At 71.8% G+C, this 21904-nt stretch carries 19 protein-coding genes and 1 riboswitch; of the genes, 11 read left to right on the top strand and 8 right to left on the bottom strand.

Annotated features, from left to right (window positions below; all coding sequences use genetic code 11):
- The first annotated feature begins 69 nt into the window (after nt 1-69).
- Nucleotides 70-174, top strand: a riboswitch (TPP riboswitch).
- From ACH427_RS15030 to ACH427_RS15040, 3 genes are all read left to right on the top strand, one after another.
- Nucleotides 170-1255 (top strand): thiamine ABC transporter substrate binding subunit, encoded by a 1086-nt coding sequence (locus tag ACH427_RS15030; RefSeq protein WP_398869873.1) that lies wholly within the window; start codon nt 170-172, stop codon nt 1253-1255. Its footprint overlaps the riboswitch before it by 5 nt.
- A gap of 89 nt (nt 1256-1344) precedes the next feature.
- On the top strand, nt 1345-2958 hold the full coding sequence (locus tag ACH427_RS15035) for an ABC transporter permease (protein ID WP_398869951.1): 1614 nt from the start codon (nt 1345-1347) through the stop codon (nt 2956-2958).
- Nucleotides 2959-3987, top strand: coding sequence for an ABC transporter ATP-binding protein (locus tag ACH427_RS15040; RefSeq protein WP_398869874.1), 1029 nt, complete (start codon nt 2959-2961; stop codon nt 3985-3987).
- Between the two features lie 75 nt (nt 3988-4062).
- Here the strand turns inward: ACH427_RS15040 and ACH427_RS15045 are convergent, their stop codons facing one another.
- The 5 genes from ACH427_RS15045 to ACH427_RS15065 form a co-directional block, all read right to left on the bottom strand.
- Nucleotides 4063-4986, bottom strand: a complete 924-nt coding sequence (locus ACH427_RS15045) for a hypothetical protein (protein WP_398869875.1) — start codon at nt 4984-4986, stop codon at nt 4063-4065.
- A gap of 335 nt (nt 4987-5321) precedes the next feature.
- Nucleotides 5322-6548: a hypothetical protein gene (locus tag ACH427_RS15050; RefSeq protein WP_398869876.1), complete on the bottom strand. Its 1227-nt coding sequence runs from the start codon at nt 6546-6548 to the stop codon at nt 5322-5324.
- Complete coding sequence (locus ACH427_RS15055) at nt 6530-7267, bottom strand: ABC transporter ATP-binding protein (RefSeq protein ID WP_398869877.1); 738 nt, start codon at nt 7265-7267, stop codon at nt 6530-6532. Before ACH427_RS15055 ends, ACH427_RS15050 begins: the two co-directional genes overlap by 19 nt.
- Before the next feature lie 331 nt (nt 7268-7598).
- The gene (locus ACH427_RS15060; RefSeq protein ID WP_398869878.1) at nt 7599-8978 is read right to left on the bottom strand and encodes an aspartate aminotransferase family protein; all 1380 of its coding nucleotides are present in this window, start codon (nt 8976-8978) and stop codon (nt 7599-7601) included.
- The gene (locus tag ACH427_RS15065) at nt 8963-9451 is read right to left on the bottom strand and encodes an Lrp/AsnC family transcriptional regulator (RefSeq protein WP_116215956.1); all 489 of its coding nucleotides are present in this window, start codon (nt 9449-9451) and stop codon (nt 8963-8965) included. Before ACH427_RS15065 ends, ACH427_RS15060 begins: the two co-directional genes overlap by 16 nt.
- A 179-nt stretch (nt 9452-9630) precedes the next feature.
- Between ACH427_RS15065 and ACH427_RS15070 the strand changes: the two genes are divergently transcribed.
- The 3 genes from ACH427_RS15070 (at nt 9631) to ACH427_RS15080 (ending at nt 13709) form a co-directional block, all read left to right on the top strand.
- A complete protein-coding gene (locus ACH427_RS15070) occupies nt 9631-11082 on the top strand; it encodes a gamma-aminobutyraldehyde dehydrogenase (RefSeq protein WP_398869879.1) in 1452 nt (483 codons plus the stop codon).
- 344 nt (nt 11083-11426) lie between these two features.
- A complete protein-coding gene (locus tag ACH427_RS15075; protein WP_398869952.1) occupies nt 11427-12590 on the top strand; it encodes a PotD/PotF family extracellular solute-binding protein in 1164 nt (387 codons plus the stop codon).
- Between the two features lie 222 nt (nt 12591-12812).
- Nucleotides 12813-13709, top strand: coding sequence for a hypothetical protein (locus tag ACH427_RS15080; RefSeq protein ID WP_398869880.1), 897 nt, complete (start codon nt 12813-12815; stop codon nt 13707-13709).
- Nucleotides 13710-13730: 21 nt separating this feature from the next.
- Here ACH427_RS15080 and ACH427_RS15085 read toward each other — a convergent pair whose 3' ends face one another.
- Nucleotides 13731-14453, bottom strand: coding sequence for a glycerophosphodiester phosphodiesterase (locus ACH427_RS15085; protein WP_398869881.1), 723 nt, complete (start codon nt 14451-14453; stop codon nt 13731-13733).
- 35 nt (nt 14454-14488) lie between these two features.
- Nucleotides 14489-15511, bottom strand: coding sequence for an adenosine deaminase (locus tag ACH427_RS15090; protein WP_398869882.1), 1023 nt, complete (start codon nt 15509-15511; stop codon nt 14489-14491).
- 109 nt (nt 15512-15620) lie between these two features.
- Here ACH427_RS15090 and ACH427_RS15095 point away from each other — a divergent pair, with 109 nt between their 5' ends.
- Nucleotides 15621-16472 (top strand): DUF4190 domain-containing protein, encoded by an 852-nt coding sequence (locus ACH427_RS15095; protein WP_398869883.1) that lies wholly within the window; start codon nt 15621-15623, stop codon nt 16470-16472.
- Here the strand turns inward: ACH427_RS15095 and ACH427_RS15100 are convergent, their stop codons facing one another.
- Entirely contained in the window at nt 16473-17045 is a 573-nt protein-coding gene (locus ACH427_RS15100) for an NADAR family protein (RefSeq protein WP_398869884.1), read from the bottom strand.
- A 221-nt stretch (nt 17046-17266) separates the two neighbouring features.
- On the opposite strand from ACH427_RS15100, the gene ACH427_RS15105 reads away from it, so the two are divergent.
- From ACH427_RS15105 to ACH427_RS15120, 4 genes are all read left to right on the top strand, one after another.
- Nucleotides 17267-18781, top strand: a complete 1515-nt coding sequence (locus ACH427_RS15105; RefSeq protein ID WP_398869885.1) for a gamma-aminobutyraldehyde dehydrogenase — start codon at nt 17267-17269, stop codon at nt 18779-18781.
- A 240-nt stretch (nt 18782-19021) separates the two neighbouring features.
- On the top strand, nt 19022-20185 hold the full coding sequence (locus ACH427_RS15110; RefSeq protein ID WP_398869886.1) for an ABC transporter ATP-binding protein: 1164 nt from the start codon (nt 19022-19024) through the stop codon (nt 20183-20185).
- The gene (locus tag ACH427_RS15115) at nt 20182-21105 is read left to right on the top strand and encodes an ABC transporter permease (RefSeq protein WP_398869887.1); all 924 of its coding nucleotides are present in this window, start codon (nt 20182-20184) and stop codon (nt 21103-21105) included. The genes ACH427_RS15110 and ACH427_RS15115 overlap by 4 nt, the downstream gene beginning before the upstream one ends.
- The gene (locus ACH427_RS15120) at nt 21105-21902 is read left to right on the top strand and encodes an ABC transporter permease (protein WP_398869888.1); all 798 of its coding nucleotides are present in this window, start codon (nt 21105-21107) and stop codon (nt 21900-21902) included. The genes ACH427_RS15115 and ACH427_RS15120 overlap by 1 nt, the downstream gene beginning before the upstream one ends.
- Nucleotides 21903-21904 lie beyond the last annotated feature (2 nt).

Genomic DNA, 21904 nt, shown 5'->3' on the forward strand with positions numbered 1-21904 from the left:
CGCGGCCCCCGGAGCGGCACTGATACGGTGCCTTCGCGCCTTCGAGCGCACAAACGAACGCACAAATGAACAATCCGACAGGGGAGCGCGAGAGCGCTGAGAGTGCGGCACGGGCCGCAGACCCTCGGACCTGATCCGGGTCATACCGGCGTAGGGAGTCAGACGCACCATGAACACCAACCTCCGGCGTGCCCTCGGCGCGGCGGCCGCCGTCGCGCTCGGCCTGCCCGCGCTGGCCGCCTGCGGCTCGGGCGGCTCCGGCGGGACCGACGGCGGCAAGACCGTCACCCTGGTCTCGCACGACTCGTTCCAGATCTCGGACAGCGTGCTCAAGGACTTCGAGAAGCAGAGCGGCTACACCGTCAGGACGGTCAAGAGCGGTGACGCCGGAGCGGCCGTCAACCAGGCGATCCTCTCCGCCAGGCACCCCCAGGGCGACGTCTTCTTCGGCGTCGACAACACCCTCCTGTCGCGCGCCCTGGACAAGGACCTCTTCACGCCGTACGAGGCCAAGGGCCTGGACCGCGTCCCCAAGGATCTCCAGCTCGACGCCGCGCGGCACCGGGTCACCCCGATCGACACCGGCGACATCTGCGTCAACTACGACCGCGCGTATTTCGCCGGCCACAAGCTGGCCCCGCCGCAGTCCTTCGACGACCTGATCAAGCCGGAGTACAAGAACCTCCTGGTCACGGAGAACTCCGCCACGTCCTCGCCCGGCCTGGCCTTCCAGCTCGCCAGCATCGCGAAGTACGGCGACGCCGGCTGGCAGGACTACTGGAAGAAGCTCAAGGCCAACGGCGTCGAGGTGGTCGACGGCTGGGAGCAGGCGTACAACCAGCGCTTCTCCGGCTCCGCCGCGGGCCGGAAGGCCAAGGGCGACAAGCCGCTGGTCGTCTCCTACGCCTCCAGTCCGCCCGCCGAGGTGATGGATGTGAAGCCGGAGCCGAAGGAGGCCCCGACCGGTGTCGCGACCGGCACGTGCTTCCGCCAGATCGAGTTCGCCGGACTGCTGTCCGGCGCGAAGAACACCGAGGGCGGCAAGGCGCTGGTCGACTTCCTGCTGAGCAAGAAGTTCCAGGAGGACATGCCGCTGACGATGTTCGTCAAGCCCGCCGCCGAGGACGCCGCGCTGCCGGAGCTGTTCACCAAGTACGGCGCGAAGGTCACCGACCCCGCGACGCTCGCTCCCGAGAAGATCGCCAAGAACCGCGAGCAGTGGGTCAAGGCATGGTCCTCGATCGTCCTGAAGTAGACGCCACGGGAAAGCCGTCCGAGGGCCCCAGGAGCGCCTCCGGGCGGTCCCGGCGGCCCTGGCGGCCGACGGCGGTGCGGCTCGGCCTGATGGCCGTGCCGCTCGCCTTCTTCGGGGTCTTCTTCGCCTACCCCGTCGCCGCGATCGTCTCCCGCGGTCTCAAGGACGGCGGGCACTGGCAGTTCGGCCGCATCGGCGAGGTCGTCACCGACCCCGCCATCGGCCACGTCCTGTGGTTCACGACCTGGCAGGCCCTCGCCTCCACCGCGCTGACCCTCGCCCTCGCGCTCCCCGGCGCGTACGTCTTCGCGCGCTTCGACTTCCCCGGCAAACAGCTGCTGCGGGCCGTGGTCACCGTTCCCTTCGTCCTGCCGACCGTCGTCGTCGGCTCGGCGTTCCTGGCGCTGCTCGGGCGCGGCGGGCTGCTGGACGAGCTGTGGGGCGTGCGCCTGGACACCACGGTGTGGGCCATCCTCCTCGCCCATGTCTTCTTCAACTACGCCGTTGTCGTACGGACCGTCGGCGGCCTCTGGGCGCAGCTCGACCCGCGCCAGGAGGAGGCGGCACGGGTGCTGGGAGCAGGCCGGTTCGCCGCCTGGCGGCGGGTGACGCTGCCCGCCCTGACGCCCGCCGTGGCCGCCGCGGCGCTGATGGTCTTCCTCTTCACCTTCACCTCCTTCGGCGTCGTGCAGATCCTGGGCGGCCCGCGCTACTCCACGCTGGAGGTGGAGATCTATCAGCAGACCGCGCAGCTGCTGGACCTGCCGACCGCGGCCGTGCTCACGCTCGTGCAGTTCGCCGCGGTGGCCGTGCTGCTCGTCGTGCACGGCCGGACCGTGCGCCGCAGGGAGTCCGCCCTGAGGCTCGTCGACGCCGCGCGCACCGCCCGCCGGCCGCGCGGCGCGGCGCAGTGGGCGCTGCTCGGCTCCGTGCTGGCCGTGATCGCGCTGCTGGTGCTGGTGCCGCTCGTCGTCCTCACCCTGCGTTCCTTCGACGGCCCGGACGGCTACGGCCTGACCTTCTACCGCGCCCTCGCCTCGGCGGGGGACAACGGCGGGACGTTCGTCGTCGCCCCGCTGGAGGCCATCGGCAATTCGCTGTCGTACGCGCTGGCGGCCACCGGCATCGCGGTGGTCGTGGGCGGCCTGGCCGCCGCCGCCCTCACCCGGCGCGCGGGGAAGCTCGTCCGCGGCTTCGACGCGCTGCTGATGCTGCCGCTCGGCACCTCCGCCGTGACCGTCGGCTTCGGCTTCCTGATCACCCTGGACGAGCCGCCGCTGGATCTGCGCACGTCGTGGATCCTCGTGCCGCTCGCGCAGGCCCTGGTGGGTGTGCCGTTCGTCGTGCGGACCATGCTGCCCGTGCTGCGCGCGGTGGACGCCCGGCTACGCGAGGCCGCCGCGGTGCTCGGCGCCTCACCGCTGCGCGCCTGGCGCGAGGTCGACCTGCCGCTGGTGGGCCGCGCCCTGGCGGTCGCGGCCGGTTTCGCGTTCGCCGTGTCACTGGGCGAGTTCGGGGCGACCGTCTTCATCGCCCGGCCCGACAACCCGACGCTGCCCGTGGCCGTGGCCCGCCTGCTCGGCCGGCCGGGCGAGCTCAACTACGGCCAGGCGATGGCCCTCAGCACGATCCTGATGCTGGTGTGCGCGGTGGCGCTGCTGGTGCTGGAGCGCGTACGCACCGACCGTTCGGGAGAGTTCTAGATGTCCCTGCTGCGACTGGACGGCGTGACCGTCCGCTTCGGCGAGCGCGCGGCGCTGGACGGGGTCGGCCTTCAGGTGGCCGAGCACGAGACGGTGTGCGTGCTCGGACCGAGCGGCAGCGGCAAGTCCACGCTGCTGCGGGTCGTCGCCGGCTTGCAGCGGGCGGACGCCGGGCGGGTGTTCCTCTCCGGGCACGACCAGACCGGTGTGCCGACGCACCGGCGTGAGGTGGGCCTGATGTTCCAGGACCACCAGCTCTTCCCGCAGCGGGACGTGGGCGGCAATGTCGGCTTCGGGCTGCGCATGCGCGGGACCGGCCGCGCCGAGGCGGAGCGCCGGGTGGCCGAGCTGCTCGACATGGTGGGCCTGCCGGGCGCGCAGCGGCGGTCCGTGGCGGCACTGTCGGGCGGCGAGCAGCAGCGCGTCGCGCTCGCCCGCGCGCTCGCCCCGCGGCCGCGGCTGCTGATGCTCGACGAGCCGCTGGGCCAGCTCGACCGGAGCCTGCGCGAGCGCCTCGTGGTGGAGCTGCGGGAGCTCTTCGGGCGGCTGGGCACCACCGTGCTGGCCGTCACCCACGACCAGGGCGAGGCGTTCGCGCTCGCCGACCGCGTCGTGGTGATGCGGGACGGCCGTATCGCGCAGGCCGGGACCCCGCTGGACGTCTGGCAGCGGCCGGCGTCGGAGTTCGTGGCCCGCTTCCTCGGCTTCGACAACGTGGTCGAGGCGACGGTCTCCGGGGAGCGCGCCGACACGGTGTGGGGCAAGGTCCCGGTGCCCGCCGGGACCCCGGACGGCCGCTGCCGTCTGCTCGTACGGCCTACCGGTGTGCGCCTGGCACCGGAGGCGGAAGGGCTGCCCTGCACGGTCACCGGGCGGACGTTCCGGGGCGACCACGTGGTGGTGCTGCTCAGGCCCGCGCAGGGCCCGGAGCTGGAGGCCGCGTGCGGGTTGCGGGACGCGCCGGAGGCGGGTGACCGGGTGGGCGTGGTGTTCCGCGCCGACGACGTGGTGGTGCTGAGCGGTTCCTGACCGTACGGGAACGGGCCGGCCGCCTGGTCCGTGGGGGACAGGCGGCCGGCCCGTACTCCCGCGTCCGGCGGAGCGTCAGCCGCCGGACGCCGGCTGGAGTTCCCTCTGTTCCGCCTCCGCCGCGGGCGCGCCCTCCGGTTCGCCGAACCACGCGACCGCCACCGCGCCGGTCACCGCCAGCAGGAAGCCGAGTACCGCGACCCAGGCGAAGCCGGGGCGGGAGCTGTCACCGAGCAGGAGGACGCCGATGATGCCCGGCAGGACGGTCTCGCCGACCACCAGCGCCGCGGTGGCGCCGTTGACCGAGCCGATCTGGAGGGCGACCGTGTGCAGGTACATGCCGACGGCGCCGGATATGAGGATGGCGTAGAGGGCCGGGTCCGCGAGCAGGGTGGGCAGATCGAACGGGTCGATGCCGTCCAGGACGCGCACGCCCACACCGATCGCGCCGAAGCCGAGGCCGGACAGCAGACCGGCCAGGATCGCCGCCCGGGAGCCCATGAGGCGTACGGCCACCGTGCCGCCGCCCATCAGCACGACCGAGATGACCAGCAGCCACCAGTGGGTGGACCGCGCGGCGTCACCGCCGCCCTCGTGGCCCGCGGCGGTCGCCAGCAGCACCAGCGCGGAGCAGACCACACCGATCGACGCCCACTCGGGCTTGGTCAGCCGGATGCCCAGGAGCTTGATGCTCAGCAGGGCCGTGACGACGAGGTTGGCGCTGATGACCGTCTGGGACAGGAACAGCGGCAGCATCCGGGCGGCCAGCGCGCCCAGCCCGAAGCCTATGAAGTCCAGGACCGTACCGACCATGAACTCCCAGGTCACGGCGGCCTTCGCGGTGGAGGAGAGGCTCGGCCCGCCGTGCTGGGTGGTGCCCGTGGACGAGGCGGTGGCGGCCTCCCGGCGGGCCGATTTCCGCGATCCCACGGCTTGCAGGACCGAACCCGTTCCATAACAGGCCGAGGCCGCGACAGCCGTCACTAGGCCGATGATCACCAATTGCTCCGTTCGCCTGATAAACCGTCGTGCTTCTGAGCCAGACGTGCTTTTCGGCGCGGAAGTTGCCTTGGGTCAAGAAAAGGTCAAGAACGGGTCCGTCGAGGGACCGCGATGCCGGCCGCCTGTGGGAGCCCGTGGGACCGGCCGCCCGCGCCGGTGCCTCCTCGCGAAGGAGTCCACCGGCGCGACCCGGCCGCCGTCGGCCGTCCCGCGGCCGACGCCTCCGGCAGGGGCCACGCGGGAAGCGTACGTGTCCGGTGCGCGCGACCGGACAGCGCCTCGGGCGCCGGCTCAGCGGACCGTCAGCGGCGGTCTCCCGGGCGGTGCCACCGTCACCTGCTCATGGGCAGCGCCGCCAGCTCGGCGATCGCCCATGTCAGAGGGGTGAGCACGGCCAGCAGCACACAGGTGCGCAGCACCGCCGCGCCCCGGAGCATCGAGACGGGGAGCCCCAGGCGCTGGAGCGCCGCCGTGGTGCCCGACCGGCTCTGCCGGCTGTCCAGGGCGGCGGTGATGGCGGTGGCGGTCACACAGGCCATCACCAGGGCCGCGCCGAGACCGGTCAGCGGGCCGAAGGGGCGGGGCCCGGAGCCCTCCCAGGCCGCGCCGTAGAGCTCCGACGCCGCGAGGGCGCCCGAGGCCACGGCGCACAGCACGCCGAGAGGCCGGCCGATCCGGGTGGCCGCGTCCTGCAGTATGCGCCCGGCCAGCAGTCGTACGGCGCCGGGCCGCCCGGCCGACAGCAGGACCCCGCACCAGTGCGTCAGGCCGGGCCCGGCGAGGACCAGCCCGAGCGAGGCCAGGAGCCAGCCGCCGACGACACCGGGGGAGGCGCCGTCGCCGCGGCCGGGCAGCGACAGCAGGGTGTCGGGGTCGGGTGCGGGGCCGCGGGCCACGTACGCCTCCATCGCGAGGCCGACCGAGATGATCGCGATGCCCCAGGGCAGACCGGCGTACGCGGGCCTGGGCGCGGGCGGGACGGCCGGTTCCGGCACGGGCGCCCCCGCCTCCGCCTCGGGATCCACGGGCTGCCGGCCGGCCGCGCTCTCGCGGCGCGGGCGCAGCGCGACGGCGCAGGTGGCCGACGCCAGTACCGGCAGCAGGCCGAGGAGGGTCAGCGTCGCGCCCCACGGCAGGTGCGCGTGCCCGTCCAGCACCCGCTCGGCGGAGCCGCTCAGCGGAGTGCCGCCGAGGCCGCCGCGGAGCTCCAGATAGACCAGCAGGGCGAAGCCGCTGCCGAGCGTGCAGGAGATCGCCGTCGAGGCCGCCGCGAGGAGGGACATCCGCACCGGCCCGAGGCCCGCGGCGTCCAGCCCCGCGCGCGGGCGGGTGGAGGGGTCCGTACGGGCCACGGCGAGGGCGAACTGCACGACGGCGGCGAGCGGTACGGCGCACCACACCAGCCGTACGACGGACTGCCCGGTCTCCTTCGGGTGCGCCGCCGCGTACCCCAGGGTGCACAGCAGCAGGAAGCCGACGCCCGCGGCGGCCGCCGCGACCAGCAGTCTGCGCAGCAGGACGAGCGGGTGGGCGCCGAGCGCTAGGCGGAGACTGAGCACGCCGCCCTGCCCTCTCCGCCGGGCGCGTCGGGCGCCGGGATGCCGCTGGCCCGGCGGCCGTCGGCCAGGGCGACCGTACGGTCGGCGAGCGTGGCGATCTCGTCGTCCAGGGTGGCGATGACGACCGTGATCTGGTGCGAGCGCGCGGCCGTGGTCAGGGTGCGCAGCACCTGCGCCCGGTCGGCGTTGTGCAGGGGCGCGGTGGGCTCGTCCGCGAAGATGACGGTCGGTTCGGTGGCCAGCGCGCGGGCGATGGCGATCCGCTGACGCTGCGCCATCAGCATGGCGCCCGGCCGCTTGCGGGCGCAGTCGCCGACGTCGAGGCGCTCCAGCCACTCACCGGCGGTCCGTTTGGCGGCCCGGTGGCCGATGCCGCGCAGCAGCAGCGGCAGGGCGGCGTTCTCCCAGCCGCTGAGCTCCGGGACGAGATGGGGTTCGCTGTCGATCCAGCCGAACCGCTCCCGGCGCAGCCGCTCCCGGGCGGGGCGCGAAAGGGTGTGCACGGGCGCGCTGTTGAACCACACCTCGCCGGGCGTGGGCAGCAGCTGGCCCGAGAGGCATTTCAGGAGTGTGCTCTTCCCGGAACCACGTGTCCCGGTGACGGCGAGGATCTCGCCCTCGCGCACGCCCACGGAGACCCCGGCGAGAGCGGGAGAGCCGTCGTACGCGTAATGCAGGCCACGTGCCCAGAGCACGTCGTTGTCCGGCGGGGCCACCATATCGAGCACCTCGGGTCGCTTGAGAGGGTCCGTTCCCCTGTCCGGGTGAACGAACCGGAGGCCATTGGGTCACTGGCACCGTACGGAACCGGGATCCTAGCCCTCGCCCAGGCTCGGCGCTGGAGGGCCCCATTTCCTCCGGTCGGCCTCATCCTCGGCGCTCGCCCGTCCGTCGGAGCGCATACGCGCGGGACGTGCGAGCGGAGGTGCGGCCGGAGCGCGGTCGCTCCGGCCGGGAGCCGTGGCTCACGCGCGCGTGGAGCGAAGGGGGTCGCGCGGGGCCACGGCGGAGGGACGGGCCGGGTGGTGGGGTCCGGCCCGTCCTGGTCGCTCAGACCTTGGTCCACGCCTCCGTGAGGACGCCGCGGACTATCTGCTCGATCTCGTCGAACGTCGACTGGTCGGAGACCAGTGGCGGCGACAGCTGGATGACCGGGTCGCCGCGGTCGTCGGCCCGGCAGTACAGGCCGTTCTCGAACAGCTGCTTGGAGACGAAGCCGTAGAGCAGGCGCTCGCACTCCTCGGGCGTGAAGGACTGCTTGGTGGCCTTGTCCTTCACCAGCTCGATGCCGTAGAAGAAGCCGTTGCCCCGCACGTCGCCGACGATCGGCAGGTCGTTCAGCTTCGACAGAGTGGCGCGAAAGGCCGCTTCGTTGTCCAGAACATGCTGGTTGAGACCCTCACGCTCGAAGATGTCGAGGTTCGTCAGCGCGACGGCGGCGGAGACCGGGTGACCGCCGAAGGTGTAGCCGTGCAGGAAGGTCGCGTCGCCCTTGAAGAAGGGCTCGGCGATCCGGTCGGAGATGATGGCGGCGCCGATCGGGGAGTAGCCCGACGTCATGCCCTTGGCGCAGGTGATGATGTCCGGGACGTAGCCGAACTTGTCGCACGCGAACATCGTGCCGAGGCGGCCGAAGGCGCAGATGACCTCGTCCGAGACCAGCAGGACGTTGTGGCGGTCGCAGATCTCGCGCACCCGCTGGAAGTAGCCGGGCGGCGGCGGGAAGCAGCCGCCCGCGTTCTGCACGGGCTCCAGGAAGACCGCGGCGACGGTGTCCGGGCCCTCGAAGAGGATCTCCTGCTCGATCTGGTCGGCGGCCCAGCGGCCGAACGCCTCGGGGTCGTCACCGTGGATCGGGGCGCGGTAGATGTTGGTGTTGGGCACCTTGTGCGCGCCGGGGACCAGCGGCTCGAACGGCGCCTTCAGGGCCGGCAGGCCGGTGATGGACAGCGCGCCCTGCGGGGTGCCGTGATAGGCGACGGCCCGTGAGATGACCTTGTACTTGGTGTGGTTGCCGGTCAGCTTGTGGAACTGCTTCGCGAGCTTCCACGCGGTCTCGACGGCCTCGCCGCCGCCGGTGGTGAAGAAGACCTTGTTGAGGTCGCCGGGGGCGTAGTGGGCCAGTCGCTCGGCCAGCTCGACGGCCTTGGGGTGGGCGTAGCTCCACACCGGGAAGAAGGCCAGCTCCTGCGCCTGCTTGGCGGCGGCCTCCGCCAGCTCGGCCCGGCCGTGGCCGGCCTGGACCACGAACAGCCCGGCGAGGCCGTCGAGATAGCGCTTGCCCTTGTCGTCGTAGATGTAGGTGCCCTCGCCGCGCACGATGGTGGGCACGGGGGCGTTCTCGTACGACGACATGCGGGTGAAGTGCATCCACAGGTGGTCGTACGCCGTCTGGGAGAGGTCCTTGCTCACGGCTATCGGGTTCCCCATGTGTAGGTCTGCTTGCGGAGCTTGAGGTAGACGAAGCTCTCGGTGGAGCGCACGCCGGGGAGGGTCCGGATGCGCTTGTTGATCATTTCGAGGAGGTGGTCGTCGTCCTCGCAGACGATCTCGATGAGGAGATCGAAGGAGCCGGCGGTCATCACCACGTACTCCACCTCGTCCATCGCGGTCAGGGCGTCGGCCACCGGGTCGAGGTCGCCCTCGACGTTGATGCCGACCATCGCCTGCCGCCGGAATCCGACGGTGAGCGGGTCGGTGACGGCGACGATCTGCATCACGCCCTGGTCGAGCAGCTTCTGCACCCGCTGCCGGACGGCCGCCTCGGACAGCCCGACGGCCTTGCCGATCGCCGCGTAGGGGCGGCGGCCGTCCTCCTGGAGTTGCTCGATGATCGCCAGGGAGACGGCGTCGATCGGGGGCGTGCCCTGCACGCTCTTCGGGTCTGCGCTACGAGTGGCCACGGACTCCACTGTGCATGGGACTCGTCTGTGTGGCAACCCTTGGGCGATGAAATTCGTTGCGAGGAGGCTCTTGAATCACTGATTCCGTTGTTTCCGGGTGGTAGGTATGTCGAAAGCGTCGCCTCACTGACTAGGCTGGTGTCTCGCCCATCGGACAGCTGACAGAAAGGGTGGCGCACGTGACCACCGAGCTGCGACGTCTTCGCAACTACATCGCCGGAGAATTCCGGGACGCCGCCGACGGGCGGACCACCGAGGTGGTCAATCCCGTCACCGGCGAGGCGTACGCCACCGCCGCCCTGTCCGGTGCCGCCGACGTCGACGCCGCGATGGCCGCGGCCGAGGCGGCCTTCCCGGCCTGGCGCGACCTGGTGCCCGGCGACCGGCAGAAGGTCCTGCTCAAGATCGCCGACGCCTTCGAGGCGCGGGCCGAGGAGCTGATCGCCACCGAGTCGGAGAACACCGGCAAGCCGCTCGCGCTCACCCGCAGCGAAGAGATCCCGCCCATGGTGGACCAGATCCGCTTCTTCGCCGGCGCCGCCCGGATGCTGGAGGGCCGCTCCGCCGGTGAGTACATGGAGGGGATGACCTCCATCATCCGCCGGGAGCCGATCGGCGTCTGCGCGCAGGTCGCGCCGTGGAACTACCCGATGATGATGGCCGTGTGGAAGTTCGCCCCGGCGCTCGCCGCGGGCAACACGGTCGTCCTCAAGCCCTCCGACACCACGCCCGCCTCCACGCTCCTGATGGCCGAGATCATCGGCGGGGTGCTGGAGGAACTGGGCCACTCCAAGGGCGTCTTCAACGTGATCTGCGGCGACCGGGAGACCGGCCGCCTCATGGTGGAGCACCCGGTGCCCGCCATGGCCTCGATCACCGGCTCCGTGCGGGCCGGCATCCAGGTCGCGGCGTCCGCCTCCAAGGACGTCAAGCGCGTCCACCTGGAACTGGGCGGCAAGGCACCCGTCGTCGTCTTCGAGGACGCCGACATCGCCAAGGCGGTCGAGGACATCGCGGTGGCGGGCTACTTCAACGCCGGCCAGGACTGTACGGCCGCGACCCGCGTGCTCGTGCACGAGTCCGTGCACGACGAGTTCGTGACCGCGCTCGCCAAGGCGGCCGCCGACACCAGGACGGGCCTGCCGGACGACGAGGACGTGCTCTACGGCCCGCTCAACAACGCCAACCAGCTCCAGCAGGTGACCGGCTTCATCGAGCGGCTGCCCGCCCACGCCAAGGTGGAGGCCGGCGGTCACCGCGTCGGCGACCGGGGCTACTTCTTCGCGCCGACCGTCGTCTCCGGGCTCAAGCAGGACGACGAGATCATCCAGCACGAGGTCTTCGGCCCCGTCATCACCGTCCAGTCCTTCACGGACGAGGAGCAGGCCGTCGCCTACGCCAACGGCGTCGAGTACGCCCTGGCCTCCTCGGTGTGGACGAAGGACCACGGGCGGGCCATGCGGATGTCCCGGCGGCTGGACTTCGGCTGTGTGTGGATCAATACCCACATCCCGCTCGTCGCCGAGATGCCGCACGGCGGCTTCAAGCAGTCCGGCTACGGCAAGGACCTCTCGGGCTACAGCTTCGAGGACTACACGCGCATCAAGCACGTGATGACGTCGCTGGGCTGACCCCCTCGCCAGGCCACCGGCCGCGGCCCCCACCGGATCTCCGGCGGGGGCCGCGGCCGTTTCCCCGCCCGGCCGTTTCCCCGCGGCCGGGAGCCCCCGGCGTGGCCCCGCTCACGTCGCTCCCCGCGGGCTCGGCGGCGGCCCGGTCGCCGGTACCATCGAACGCCCGGACGATGAGCCCGGTGGAGCACGCCCGGCCCGGCACGCGGCCGGATTCCGCTCGCCCCGGCGGCCCGCCCCGTCAAGGTGTCGGGGGAGGGGAGCCGCTCCCGGACAGGCCGTACATTGCCCGCGAAGATCAGAACCGCCATGCTGCCGAAATGCGAGTGAGCCCCGTGAACACGCTGTCCCGCCGGTCCCTGCTGCGCGCGCTCGGCGCCGGCGCGGGGGCCGCCGCACTCGCCGGTTGCGGGGTGCCCGCCGCGTACGTCCAGCCGGGCGACCGGAGCGCGCAGGACCGGTCCGGGAGCGACAAGCGGCTCGTCTTCGCCAACTGGCCGCTCTACATCGACACCGATGAGAAGGACCCCCAGCGCAGGCCCACGCTGGAGGGCTTCGAGAAGAGCAGCGGGATCTCGGTGAAGTACACCGAGGAGATCAACGACAACGACGAGTTCTTCGGCAAGATCAGCCCCGCCCTGATGAACCACCAGGCGACCGGCCGGGATCTCGTCGTCGTCAGCGACTGGATGTGCGCGCGCTACGTTCGCCTGGGCTGGGTCCAGGAGATGGACCGCGCCCGCCAGCCGAACGTGGAGCGGCGGCTCGACCCCCTGCTGCGCAAGCCGCACTTCGACCCCGGGCGGCTGCACAGCGTCCCCTGGCAGTCCGGTATCACCGGCATCGCCTACAACCGCAAGAAGCTCGGCCGCGAGATCCGGCACACCTCCGACCTGTGGAAGAGCGACCTCCGGGGACGGGTCACCCTGCTCGCCGGGATGGACGAGGCGTTCTCGCTGCTCATGCAGGGCAACGGCGTGGACGTCACCCGCTGGACCGCCGACGACTTCCACACCATGGCCGACCAGCTCCGCGACCTGGTCCGCAAGCGCCACATCCGCCGTTTCACCGGCAACGACTACATCAAGGACCTCTCCTCCGGGGACGTCCTGGCGTGTCAGGCGTATTCCGGTGACGTCATCCAGCTCCAGGCCGACAACCCGGACATCGAGTTCGTCGTCCCGGAGGAGGGCGCGGAGCTGTGGGCCGAGAGCCTGATGATCCCCAACCTCGCCCGTCACAAGCGCAACGCGGAAGACCTCATCGACTACTACTACCGGCCCGACGTCGCGGCCCGGCTGGCGGCCGCGGTCAATTACGTCTGCCCGGTGCCGGACGCCCGCGAGGTGCTCGCCTCGTCCAAGGACAAGGACCTCGCCGCGCTCGCCGAGAATCCGCTGATCTTCCCCAGCCAGGAGATGCGCAAGCGGCTCGCCACCGCCCGCGACATGACGGCACGGGAGCGCCCCGGTTTCACCAAGGAGTGGAACGAGATCGTCGGTCTCTGAGGCCGGCCTTCCGAGGGACCCGGGCCGATCAAGGGGCCCTTGGCGCAAGGGGGTTGAGGGTGGCTGATTCCGTTTCCCCGGGTGAATTCCGCCACCGAATCCGTCGCCGGATCGGGTCTTGACCGGTGATCTCGCGGATGGTCAGACTGTCGAAATCGCCGAGAGGCCATCGGCGTGCAGACCACCGGGGGAGTGATCGCACTGAACGGCAACAGTTTCGGCATGCTCGCACAACCCTCCGTCGTCGAGGCCCTGGAAGCCCTGCCGCGGACCGCCCGCGGAGCGGGGCTCGGGGCGGACATCGACGCGGCGCACGAGGAGATGTTCGCGCCGGGCGCCCGGCAGGAGGCCCGGGAAGCGGCCCTGCTGGCCTGGCTCGAGCAGGCGCGGCCGTGCTCGTACGGCCGGTTCGTGGCGAAGATCGGCCATCCGTCGGCCGCCCGCAGGCGCAGGGGCCTCGACCTCTGCTGGATCCTGGAGGACGACCTCGCCAGGGGCCACGACCACGTCGCCGCCAAGGTGTGGACGGCCCGCGCCGCCTGGAAGCGGCGGGCGGTCAACGGCGAGACCAGCGCCTTTCTGATCGTCTTCAGCGACAGGCGGCTCGCGTTCGCGCGGCCCAGCCGCGAACTGGGCGAACTCTGCCGCGCTTTGGCCGGCACCTATCTCTCCGAATGCGCGCCGGTCGCATACGACACCGTCTACGCCGAAGCGCTGCCACTGCGGCGGCCCGACGGAAGCGTGTCCCTCTTCAAGGCGGGCACCCGGCTGCTCTACACGGGAGCGCACGGGAGCGCCCGGCCCGAGCGCCGGATCCCCGGGGGTGTGGCGATATCGGTCAACTCGCCCGGCCATTACGCGCATTCCCTCGGCCACCGCGGGTTCGTGCCGGGCCCGGAGGCCGCGTCCGCGTCGTACCACGTGGACGTGCTCGTGCCCCGCGGCATCGTCGGGGGCGACGGCGACCGGCGGGGGACAGGCGACGAGGCGCTGCGGCTGGACTGCCTCACGCCCAGGGAGTTCTCCGTGACCGACCCCGAGCACGGGTGGTCGAGCGGGCTGCCCATAGGGGATGACGCGGTGCTGACCAACCCCTGGGAGCCCGTGGGGGTGGGCTGAGCCCGGCGGGCCGTACGGCCCTCAGGCGCCGGCCGGGCCCGGCACCAGCGAGCGCAGCGCCGTGATGCGGTTGGTGGTGATGGAGTCCACGCCCGAGGCCAGCAGGCGGCGCATCGTGCGGCGCGTGTCCGCCGTCCACGCCGAGACCAGGAAGCCCTGGGCGTGGTGAGCCGCGACGAGCTCGGGGCTCAGCAGGCCGAAGCGGTAGTTGATCCAGTGCGGGCGCACCCGGTCGAGCAGGGCGGCGCGCGGCGGGGCGAGTGTGGTCCAGGTGAGCGCGATCTCGGCCTCCGGGTCCGCCCGGCGGACGACGAGCATCGACTCCGGGCCGCCGCAGTAGTACACCCGCCCGGCCGCCCCGCTCGCGTGGACCTCGGCCACGGCCGTCTCCGCGGCCGAGACGTCCGGCAGGTCGACGAAGAGCCGCCGGCCCGGGGCCGCCTCCGCCCCGGCGAGCGCGAGCGCCTCACGCAGCGTCGGCACCCCGCCGCCCGTCAGCCCCCGCAGCTCGTCGGCCGAGAGCGAGCCCAGGAAGCGGGAGTGCTCCCAGAGCCGCTCCAGCGTCGCGTCGTGCAGCAGCACGGGCACGCCGTCCCGCGTCAGCCGCACATCGACCTCGACCGCGTCCGCCCCCGCCCGCAGCGCCGAGCGGATCGAGGCGAGCGTGTTCTCGCGGTGCGCGTACGGGTCGCCGCGGTGGGCGACGGCGGTGAAGGCGGGAGGGGCGGAGCGCGGGGTGGGCATGCGGCCATTGTGACCGGAGAGCCACCGCTCCGGCGTCAGTTCAGGTGGCCCGCCGTGTAGGAGTCGATCTCCGCACGCAGCGCCGCCTTCCCCGCGGGGTCCATGAAGGACGCCTCGACGGCGTTCTTGGCCAGCTTGGCGACGCCCCGCGCGTCGAGGTCGAGCAGCCGGGCCGCGACCCCGTACTCCTTGTTGAGGTCCGTGCCGAACATCGGCGGGTCGTCGCTGTTGACGGTGACCAGGACACCCGCCGCGACCATCTCCTTGACGGGGTGCCGCTCCAGATCGGTCACCGCCCGGGTGGCGAGGTTGGAGGTGGGGCAGACCTCCAGCGGGATGCGGTGCTCGGCGAGATGGGCCAGCAGCTCGGGGTCCTGCGGCGCGCTCGTGCCGTGGCCGATGCGCTCGGCGCGCAGGTCCACGAGGGCGTCCCAGATCGTCTGCGGGCCGGTGGTCTCCCCGGCGTGCGGGACGCTGTGCAGCCCGGCCGCGATGGCCCGGTCGAAATACGGCTTGAACTGCGGCCGCGGCACCCCGATCTCCGGACCGCCGAGCCCGAAGGAGACGAGCCCCTCGGGCTTGAGCTCACAGGCGATCCGGGCCGTCTCCTCGGCGGCCTCCAGACCGGCCTCGCCCGGGATGTCGAAGCACCAGCGCAGTATCACGCCCAGTTCGGCCTCGGCCGCCTTGCGGGCGTCCTCGATCGCCTCCACGAACGCCGCGTCCGGGATGCCGCGCCGGGTCGAGCTGTAGGGGGTCACCGTCAGCTCGGCGTAGCGGATGTTCTGCCGGGCCATGTCGCGGGCGACCTCGTAGGTGAGCAGCCGCACGTCCTCCGCGTCCCGGATGAGGTCGACCACCGACAGATACACCTGGATGAAGTGCGCGAAGTCGCGGAAGGTGAAGAAGTCCGCGAGTGCCTCGGGGTCGGTCGGCACCGGTGAGTCGGAGTGGCGGGCGGCCAGCTCGGCGACGATGCGCGGGGACGCGGAACCGACGTGGTGCACGTGCAGCTCCGCTTTCGGGAGCCCTGCGATGAACGAGTCGAGTACGGACATGCGGGCCTCCACGGCTGTGCGGTCGACGAGTGGCGATCATCGTATGCGGGGCGGGCGCCGGGCCCGGGCTCAGGCCTTAGCATGACGGGGAGAACGACTGGGGAGGACTATGTCCGACAAGGGGTCCGAGACCGGGTCCGACAAGGGCGCCATGGCCGACGGGCGGCCGGAGTCCGGGGGCCGCGATCCCTGGGCTCCGCCGGAGCACCGCGCGCCGCTCGACGGGACCGGCGAACAGCAGGTGCCCCGGCAGCGCGTGCCTCTCGACAAGCCCGGCGCACGGACGGCGCCCGGCGCACAGGCAGCGCCCGGGGCGCACGGCGCCGTGCCGCCGAGCGCTCCCCAGGGCCCGCCTCCGTACGCCTTTCCCCCGGCCGGGCCGGCCGCCTCCGCCGTGCCGCCGGTGCCGCAGGCGCCCACCGGGCCGGGCACGCCGAGCGCGTATCCCCTGGGCCCGTACGGGCAACAGCCGTACGGTCAGCCGCCGTACGGTCAGCCTCCCTACGGCCACGCCGGCCCCTACGGGCAGCAGCCTCCCTACGGCTACGCGCCGCCCGGCTCCTACGGCTATCCCACGGCGCCCTACGGGCCCGGCTGGCACCAGCCCGTGCCCGCGGCCGGGAACAGCCTCGGTGTCGCCGCCCTCGTGCTCGGCATCATCGGGACCGTGCTGTCGCCGACGGTCTTCCTCGGGGTCGTCCTCGGCATACTCGCGATCATCTTCGGCGGCATAGGCCGGTCCAAGGTGAGCAACGGCGAGGCGGACAACGGCGGGCAGTCCCTCGCCGGTCTGATCCTCGGCGGTGTGGGGCTCGTCGCCAGCGTGCTGATGCTGATCTTCTACATCAACGTCGGCCACAGTGAGCACAAGTCCCCCGCTCCGGAGGACGACCCGGGCGCGACCTACGGGGCGTACCTGTCCGCCGCCGTGCGGGTCGTGGACCGCGCCCCGGGCCGCTGATCAGGCCGCCAGCCGCTCCCGGGCCGCCATCAGGGCGAAGCCCAGCAGATTCTCCCCGCGCCAGCGCGCGGGGTCCCGGGCCCGCTCGTCGTCGGCGGCCAGGCCGATGCCCCAGACCCGGTCGAGCGGGCTGGCCTCGACCAGCACCCGGTCACCCGTGCCGAGCAGATACGCGCGGAGCTCCGCGTCCTGCGCGAACTTGTGGACGCTGCCCTCCACCACGAGCGCGAAGCGGTGCCGCCGCCAGACCTCCTCGTCGAAGCCGCGCACCGTGCGGCCGGCGTCCTTCGCCTCCTTGGGGTGGCCGGCCGCGAGCACCCGGGCCAGCGCCTCCCCGTCGTCGAAGAGCCGGGCCTTGCCCGCCATCATCCAGTGCTCGGCCGTGGCGTAGACCGTGCCGTCCACCGTGAACGGCGACGGCCACCACTGGCTGAAACACCCCTGCCCCACGCTGCCGTCCCGCCGCGGCCGGTGGCCCCAGAAGCAGACGTACTCCACGTGCTCGCCGCGGGCGACCGCCTCCTTCAGCTGCTCCACCGACCGTGGTCCGCGCGCGTCCCCCTTGATCTTCATGCCCGTCATTCTGGCACCGGCCACTGACAAGCGGCCGGGAATATTCCGGTGGTCCTGGCGGCCTCGCGAGCGCACCGCTCCCGCACACTGAATTCGTCGCGCTTTCAAAACATTGCGACGGAATCCCTTGTTGCTCACCGACTCCTCTGCCAGGATCGGCATCCGAATCCGGTTGGAGCTACGCCTTCCACAGGTCTCTGCGGTCGGCGGAGGAGTGCGCGATGGATCGACGGTTCGACGGGGCGGAACGGTTCGCCGAGGGCGCGCAGTACATCGGCGGACGACTGAGGCCCGGGAGTTCGGGCCGTACGCACGCGGTCGTGGACCCGGCCACCGGAGCGGAGCTCCTGAGCTACGAGCTCGCCGGGCCCGCAGACGTCGACGCGGCCGTCGCCGCCGCGGCCGACGCCTTCCCCGCCTGGGCGGGAGCCACCCCCGGCGAGCGCTCCGACGCACTCCACCGGTTCGCCGGGGTCCTCGCCGAACGGGCGGCCGACCTCGCGCTCGCCGAATCGGTCCAGTGCGGCAAGCCCATCCGCCTGACCACCGGCTTCGACGTCCCCGGCACGGTCGACAACGCGGCGTTCTTCGCGGGCGCCGCCCGCCACCTGGAGGGCAGGTCGGCCGCGGAGTACAGCGCCGACCACACCTCGTACATCCGCCGCGAGCCGATCGGTGTCGTCGGCTCGATCGCCCCCTGGAACTACCCCCTCCAGATGGCCGCCTGGAAGGTGCTCCCGGCGATCGCCGCGGGGAACACGGTCGTCCTCAAGCCCGCCGAGCTCACGCCGCTGACCTCCCTGATGTTCGCTCAGGCGGCGACCGCCGCCGGGATCCCCGACGGTGTCGTCAACATCGTCAGCGGCGCGGGCCGGGACGCGGGCGAGCACCTCGTCGGCCACCCGTCCGTCGCCATGACCTCCTTCACCGGCTCCACCCCGGTCGGACGGCGGGTGGCCGGGATCGCGACGGCCACCGTCAAGCGGCTGCACCTCGAACTCGGCGGCAAGGCCCCCTTCGTCGTCTTCGACGACGCCGACCTGGAGGCCGCCGTCCATGGCGCGGTCGCCGGCGCGCTCATCAATACCGGCCAGGACTGCACGGCCGCCACCCGCGCCTATGTCCAGCGGCCGCTCTACGAGGCGTTCGTCTCCGGTGTCGCCGACCTCATGGCCGGCGTCCGCCTCGGCGACCCCCTCGACCCGGCCACCGACCTCGGCCCCCTGGTCTCGCACGCCCAGCGCGACCGGGTCGCCGGCTTCGTCGACCGGGCCCGCTCCTACGCCACCGTCGTCACCGGCGGCGAGGCCCCGGCCGGTGAGCTGGCGAAGGGCGCCTACTACCTCCCCACGCTCGTCACCGGCGCCGCCCAGGACAGCGAGATCGTCCGGGACGAGGTCTTCGGACCCGTCCTCGCCGTGCTGCCCTTCGACAGCGACGACGAGGGCATCGCGCTCGCCAACGACACGCCCTACGGTCTGGCCGCCTCCGCGTGGAGCCGCGACGTCTACCGCACCGGCCGCGCCACCCGGGAGATCGAGGCGGGCTGCGTCTGGATCAACGACCACATTCCGATCCTCAGTGAGATGCCGCACGGCGGCTCCAAGGCGTCCGGCTACGGCAAGGACATGTCCGCCTACTCCTTCGAGGAATACACCCAGGTCAAGCACGTCATGTCCGACAACACGGCCGTCGCGCGCAAGGCGTGGCACCGCACCGTCTTCACGGTGGGCTGACCCGGTGGCGGCGCGGCCGCCCGTGCCACGCCACGGCGATCGCGCCGCCCCGATTTCCGGCGACAATCTTCTGGTCCCTCCGCAACGCCCGTCACCAGCAGAACGCAGAATTCTCCGAGCTCCCCGGCGCCAGACCGCCATACGGGCCACCGGCGCGGCACCCGCCCCCGGACATATGAGAACGTACGCGGCTGTACGTGCCGTACGCGCTCACGCCCCCGACACCCCTGGACCAGACCCATGACAGCAACCGCCCCCACCGTCAGCAGCAGCGGCACGGACGTCCGCCTCACCGCCATCAGCAAGCGCTACGGCTCGTTCACCGCGGTCCACCCGCTCGACCTCGCCATCCCCGCCGGCTCCTTCTTCGCACTCCTCGGTGCCTCCGGCTGCGGCAAGACCACCACCCTGCGGATGATCGCCGGCCTGGAGGACCCCACCACCGGCAGCGTCGAGCTCGCCGGCAAGGACGTCACCGCCCTCCCCCCGCACAAGCGGCCCGTCAACACCGTCTTCCAGAGCTACGCGCTCTTCCCCCACCTCGACATCTACGAGAACGTCGCCTTCGGCCTCCGCCGCCGCGGCATCAAGTCGGTGCGCAAGCAGGTCGACGACATGCTCGACCTCGTGCAGCTCGGCGACTTCGCCCGCCGCAAGCCGCACCAGCTCTCCGGCGGCCAGCAGCAGCGCGTCGCGGTCGCCCGCGCCCTCATCAACCACCCGCAGGTGCTGCTCCTCGACGAGCCGCTCGGCGCCCTCGACCTCAAGCTGCGCCGCCAGATGCAGCTGGAGCTCAAGCGCATCCAGACCGAGGTCGGCATCACCTTCGTGCACGTCACCCACGACCAGGAGGAGGCCATGACCATGGCCGACACCGTCGCGGTCATGAACGGCGGCCGGGTCGAGCAGCTCGGGGCCCCCGCCGACCTCTACGAGACGCCCCGTACCACCTTCGTCGCCAACTTCCTCGGCACCTCCAACCTCATCTCCGCCGACGTACTCGGCACCTCCGGCGACGACATCCTTCTGCGCGCGTCCGATACCAAACTCACCCTTCCGGCGACCCGATGTACGACCACCGCCCGCACGGGCGAGAAGCTTCTGCTCGGCATACGGCCCGAGAAGATCACTCTCACCCACGCCGACGACGCCGGCTCCATCCCCGAGGGCCGCAACCGCGTCACCGGACGCATCGCCGACTCCAGCTTCATCGGCGTCTCCACGCAGTACGTCGTCGACAGCCCCGTCGGCCCCGGCCTGTCCGTCTACGAGCAGAACATCGAGCGCGACAGCCGCCTCGCGCCCGGCGCCGAGGTCGTCCTCCACTGGAACCCCGGCCACAGCTTCGGCCTGGACGCGGCGCAGAGCGTCGAGGCCGGCACGGACGCGGGAGAGGGCACGTGACGACCACGACCACGGCCTCCGCCGACACCGAAGCGCCCGCCGCGGGCGCGTCCGCCCGCCGCAAGAAGCTCGTCCCCTACTGGCTGCTGCTCCCCGGCATCCTGTGGCTCCTCGTCTTCTTCGCCGCGCCCCTGGTCTACCAGGCGTCCACCTCCGTGCAGACCGGGTCGCTCGAAGAGGGCTTCAAGGTCACCTGGCACTTCGCCACCTACACGGACGCCCTGAGCGAGTACTACCCGCAGTTCCTGCGCTCCGTGGCCTACTCCGCCACCGCCACCGTGCTCTGCCTCGCCCTCGGCTATCCGCTCGCCTACCTCATCGCCTTCAAGGCGGGCCGCTGGCGCAACCTGCTGATGATCCTCGTCATAGCGCCGTTCTTCACCAGCTTCCTGATCCGCACCCTCGCCTGGAAGACGATCCTCTCCGACGGCGGCCCGGTCGTCTCCACGCTGAACAGCCTGCACGTCCTCGACCTCACCAACGCCCTGGGCGTCACCGAGGGACACCGCGTGCTCGCCACCCCGCTCGCCGTCGTCTGCGGCCTGACCTACAACTTCCTGCCCTTCATGATCCTGCCGCTCTACACCTCTCTCGAACGCATTGACCCACGGCTCCACGAAGCGGCCGGAGACCTCTACGCCACCCCCCTCACCACCTTCCGCAAGGTGACCTTCCCGCTGTCCATGCCCGGCGTCGTCGCCGGCACCCTGCTCACCTTCATCCCCGCCACCGGCGACTACATCAACGCCGAACTGCTGGGCTCCACCGACCAGAAGATGATCGGGAACGTCATCCAGTCCCAGTTCCTGCGCGTCCTGGACTACCCGACCGCCGCCGCGCTGTCCTTCATCCTCATGGCCGCCATCCTCGCCATGGTCACGCTCTACATCCGCAAGTCCGGGACGGAGGACCTCGTCTGATGAGCGCTGTGACGCGCTGGGTGCGCCGCAACCTCGTGGTGATCGCGGGCCTTTGCACCCTCGGCTATCTGATCCTGCCCAACGTCATCGTGACGGTCTTCTCCTTCAACAAGCCCAACGGCCGCTTCAACTACGAGTGGCAGCGCTTCTCCACCGACGCCTGGACCGACCCCTGCGGCGTCGCCGACCTGTGCGGCTCGCTCTCGCTGAGCCTGCGCATCGCCGTCTGGGCGACCGTCGGCGCGACCGTGCTCGGCACGATGATCGCCTTCGCGCTCGCCCGCTACCGCTTCCGCGCCCGGTCCTCCGTGAGCACCCTGCTGTTCCTGCCGATGGCCATGCCCGAGGTCGTCATGGCCGCCTCGCTGGCCACCCTCTTCCTCAACATGGGCGTCACCTTCGGCTTCTGGACGATCCTCATCGCCCACATCATGTTCTGCCTGAGCTTCGTGGTGACGGCGGTGAAGGCGCGGGTGATGTCCATGGACCCCCGCCTGGAACAGGCCGCCCAGGACCTCTACGCCACCCCGTTCCAGACCTTCCTGCGGGTCACCCTCCCGATCGCCGCCCCCGGGATCGCGGCCGGTGCCCTGCTGTCCTTCGCCCTGTCCTTCGACGACTTCATCATCACGAACTTCAACGCCGGCTCGACTGTGACCTTCCCCATGTTCGTCTGGGGATCCGCGCAACGGGGCACACCCGTTCAGATCAATGTCATCGGGACGGCGATGTTCGCCGTCGCCGTGCTGTGCGTCCTCGCCGGTCAGCTGGTCGGCAGGCGCCGTAGAAGGAGCTGAGA

Source organism: Streptomyces sp. NPDC020379, from assembly GCF_044387105.1.
GTDB lineage: Bacteria > Actinomycetota > Actinomycetes > Streptomycetales > Streptomycetaceae > Streptomyces.

Bases quoted from the DNA above. Each gene is read 5' to 3' on its own strand.
- ACH427_RS15030 (WP_398869873.1), top strand. From the start codon at position 170: ATGAACACCAACCTCCGGCGTGCCCTCGGCGCGGCGGCCGCCGTCGCG.
- ACH427_RS15035 (WP_398869951.1), top strand. From the start codon at position 1,345: ATGGCCGTGCCGCTCGCCTTCTTCGGGGTCTTCTTCGCCTACCCCGTC.
- ACH427_RS15040 (WP_398869874.1), top strand. From the start codon at position 2,959: ATGTCCCTGCTGCGACTGGACGGCGTGACCGTCCGCTTCGGCGAGCGC.
- ACH427_RS15055 (WP_398869877.1), bottom strand. From the start codon at position 7,267: ATGGTGGCCCCGCCGGACAACGACGTGCTCTGGGCACGTGGCCTGCAT.
- ACH427_RS15060 (WP_398869878.1), bottom strand. From the start codon at position 8,978: ATGGGGAACCCGATAGCCGTGAGCAAGGACCTCTCCCAGACGGCGTAC.
- ACH427_RS15080 (WP_398869880.1), top strand. From the start codon at position 12,813: ATGCTCGCACAACCCTCCGTCGTCGAGGCCCTGGAAGCCCTGCCGCGG.
- ACH427_RS15085 (WP_398869881.1), bottom strand. From the start codon at position 14,453: ATGCCCACCCCGCGCTCCGCCCCTCCCGCCTTCACCGCCGTCGCCCAC.
- ACH427_RS15090 (WP_398869882.1), bottom strand. From the start codon at position 15,511: ATGTCCGTACTCGACTCGTTCATCGCAGGGCTCCCGAAAGCGGAGCTG.
- ACH427_RS15095 (WP_398869883.1), top strand. From the start codon at position 15,621: ATGTCCGACAAGGGGTCCGAGACCGGGTCCGACAAGGGCGCCATGGCC.
- ACH427_RS15100 (WP_398869884.1), bottom strand. From the start codon at position 17,045: ATGAAGATCAAGGGGGACGCGCGCGGACCACGGTCGGTGGAGCAGCTG.
- ACH427_RS15105 (WP_398869885.1), top strand. From the start codon at position 17,267: ATGGATCGACGGTTCGACGGGGCGGAACGGTTCGCCGAGGGCGCGCAG.
- ACH427_RS15110 (WP_398869886.1), top strand. From the start codon at position 19,022: ATGACAGCAACCGCCCCCACCGTCAGCAGCAGCGGCACGGACGTCCGC.
- ACH427_RS15120 (WP_398869888.1), top strand. From the start codon at position 21,105: ATGAGCGCTGTGACGCGCTGGGTGCGCCGCAACCTCGTGGTGATCGCG.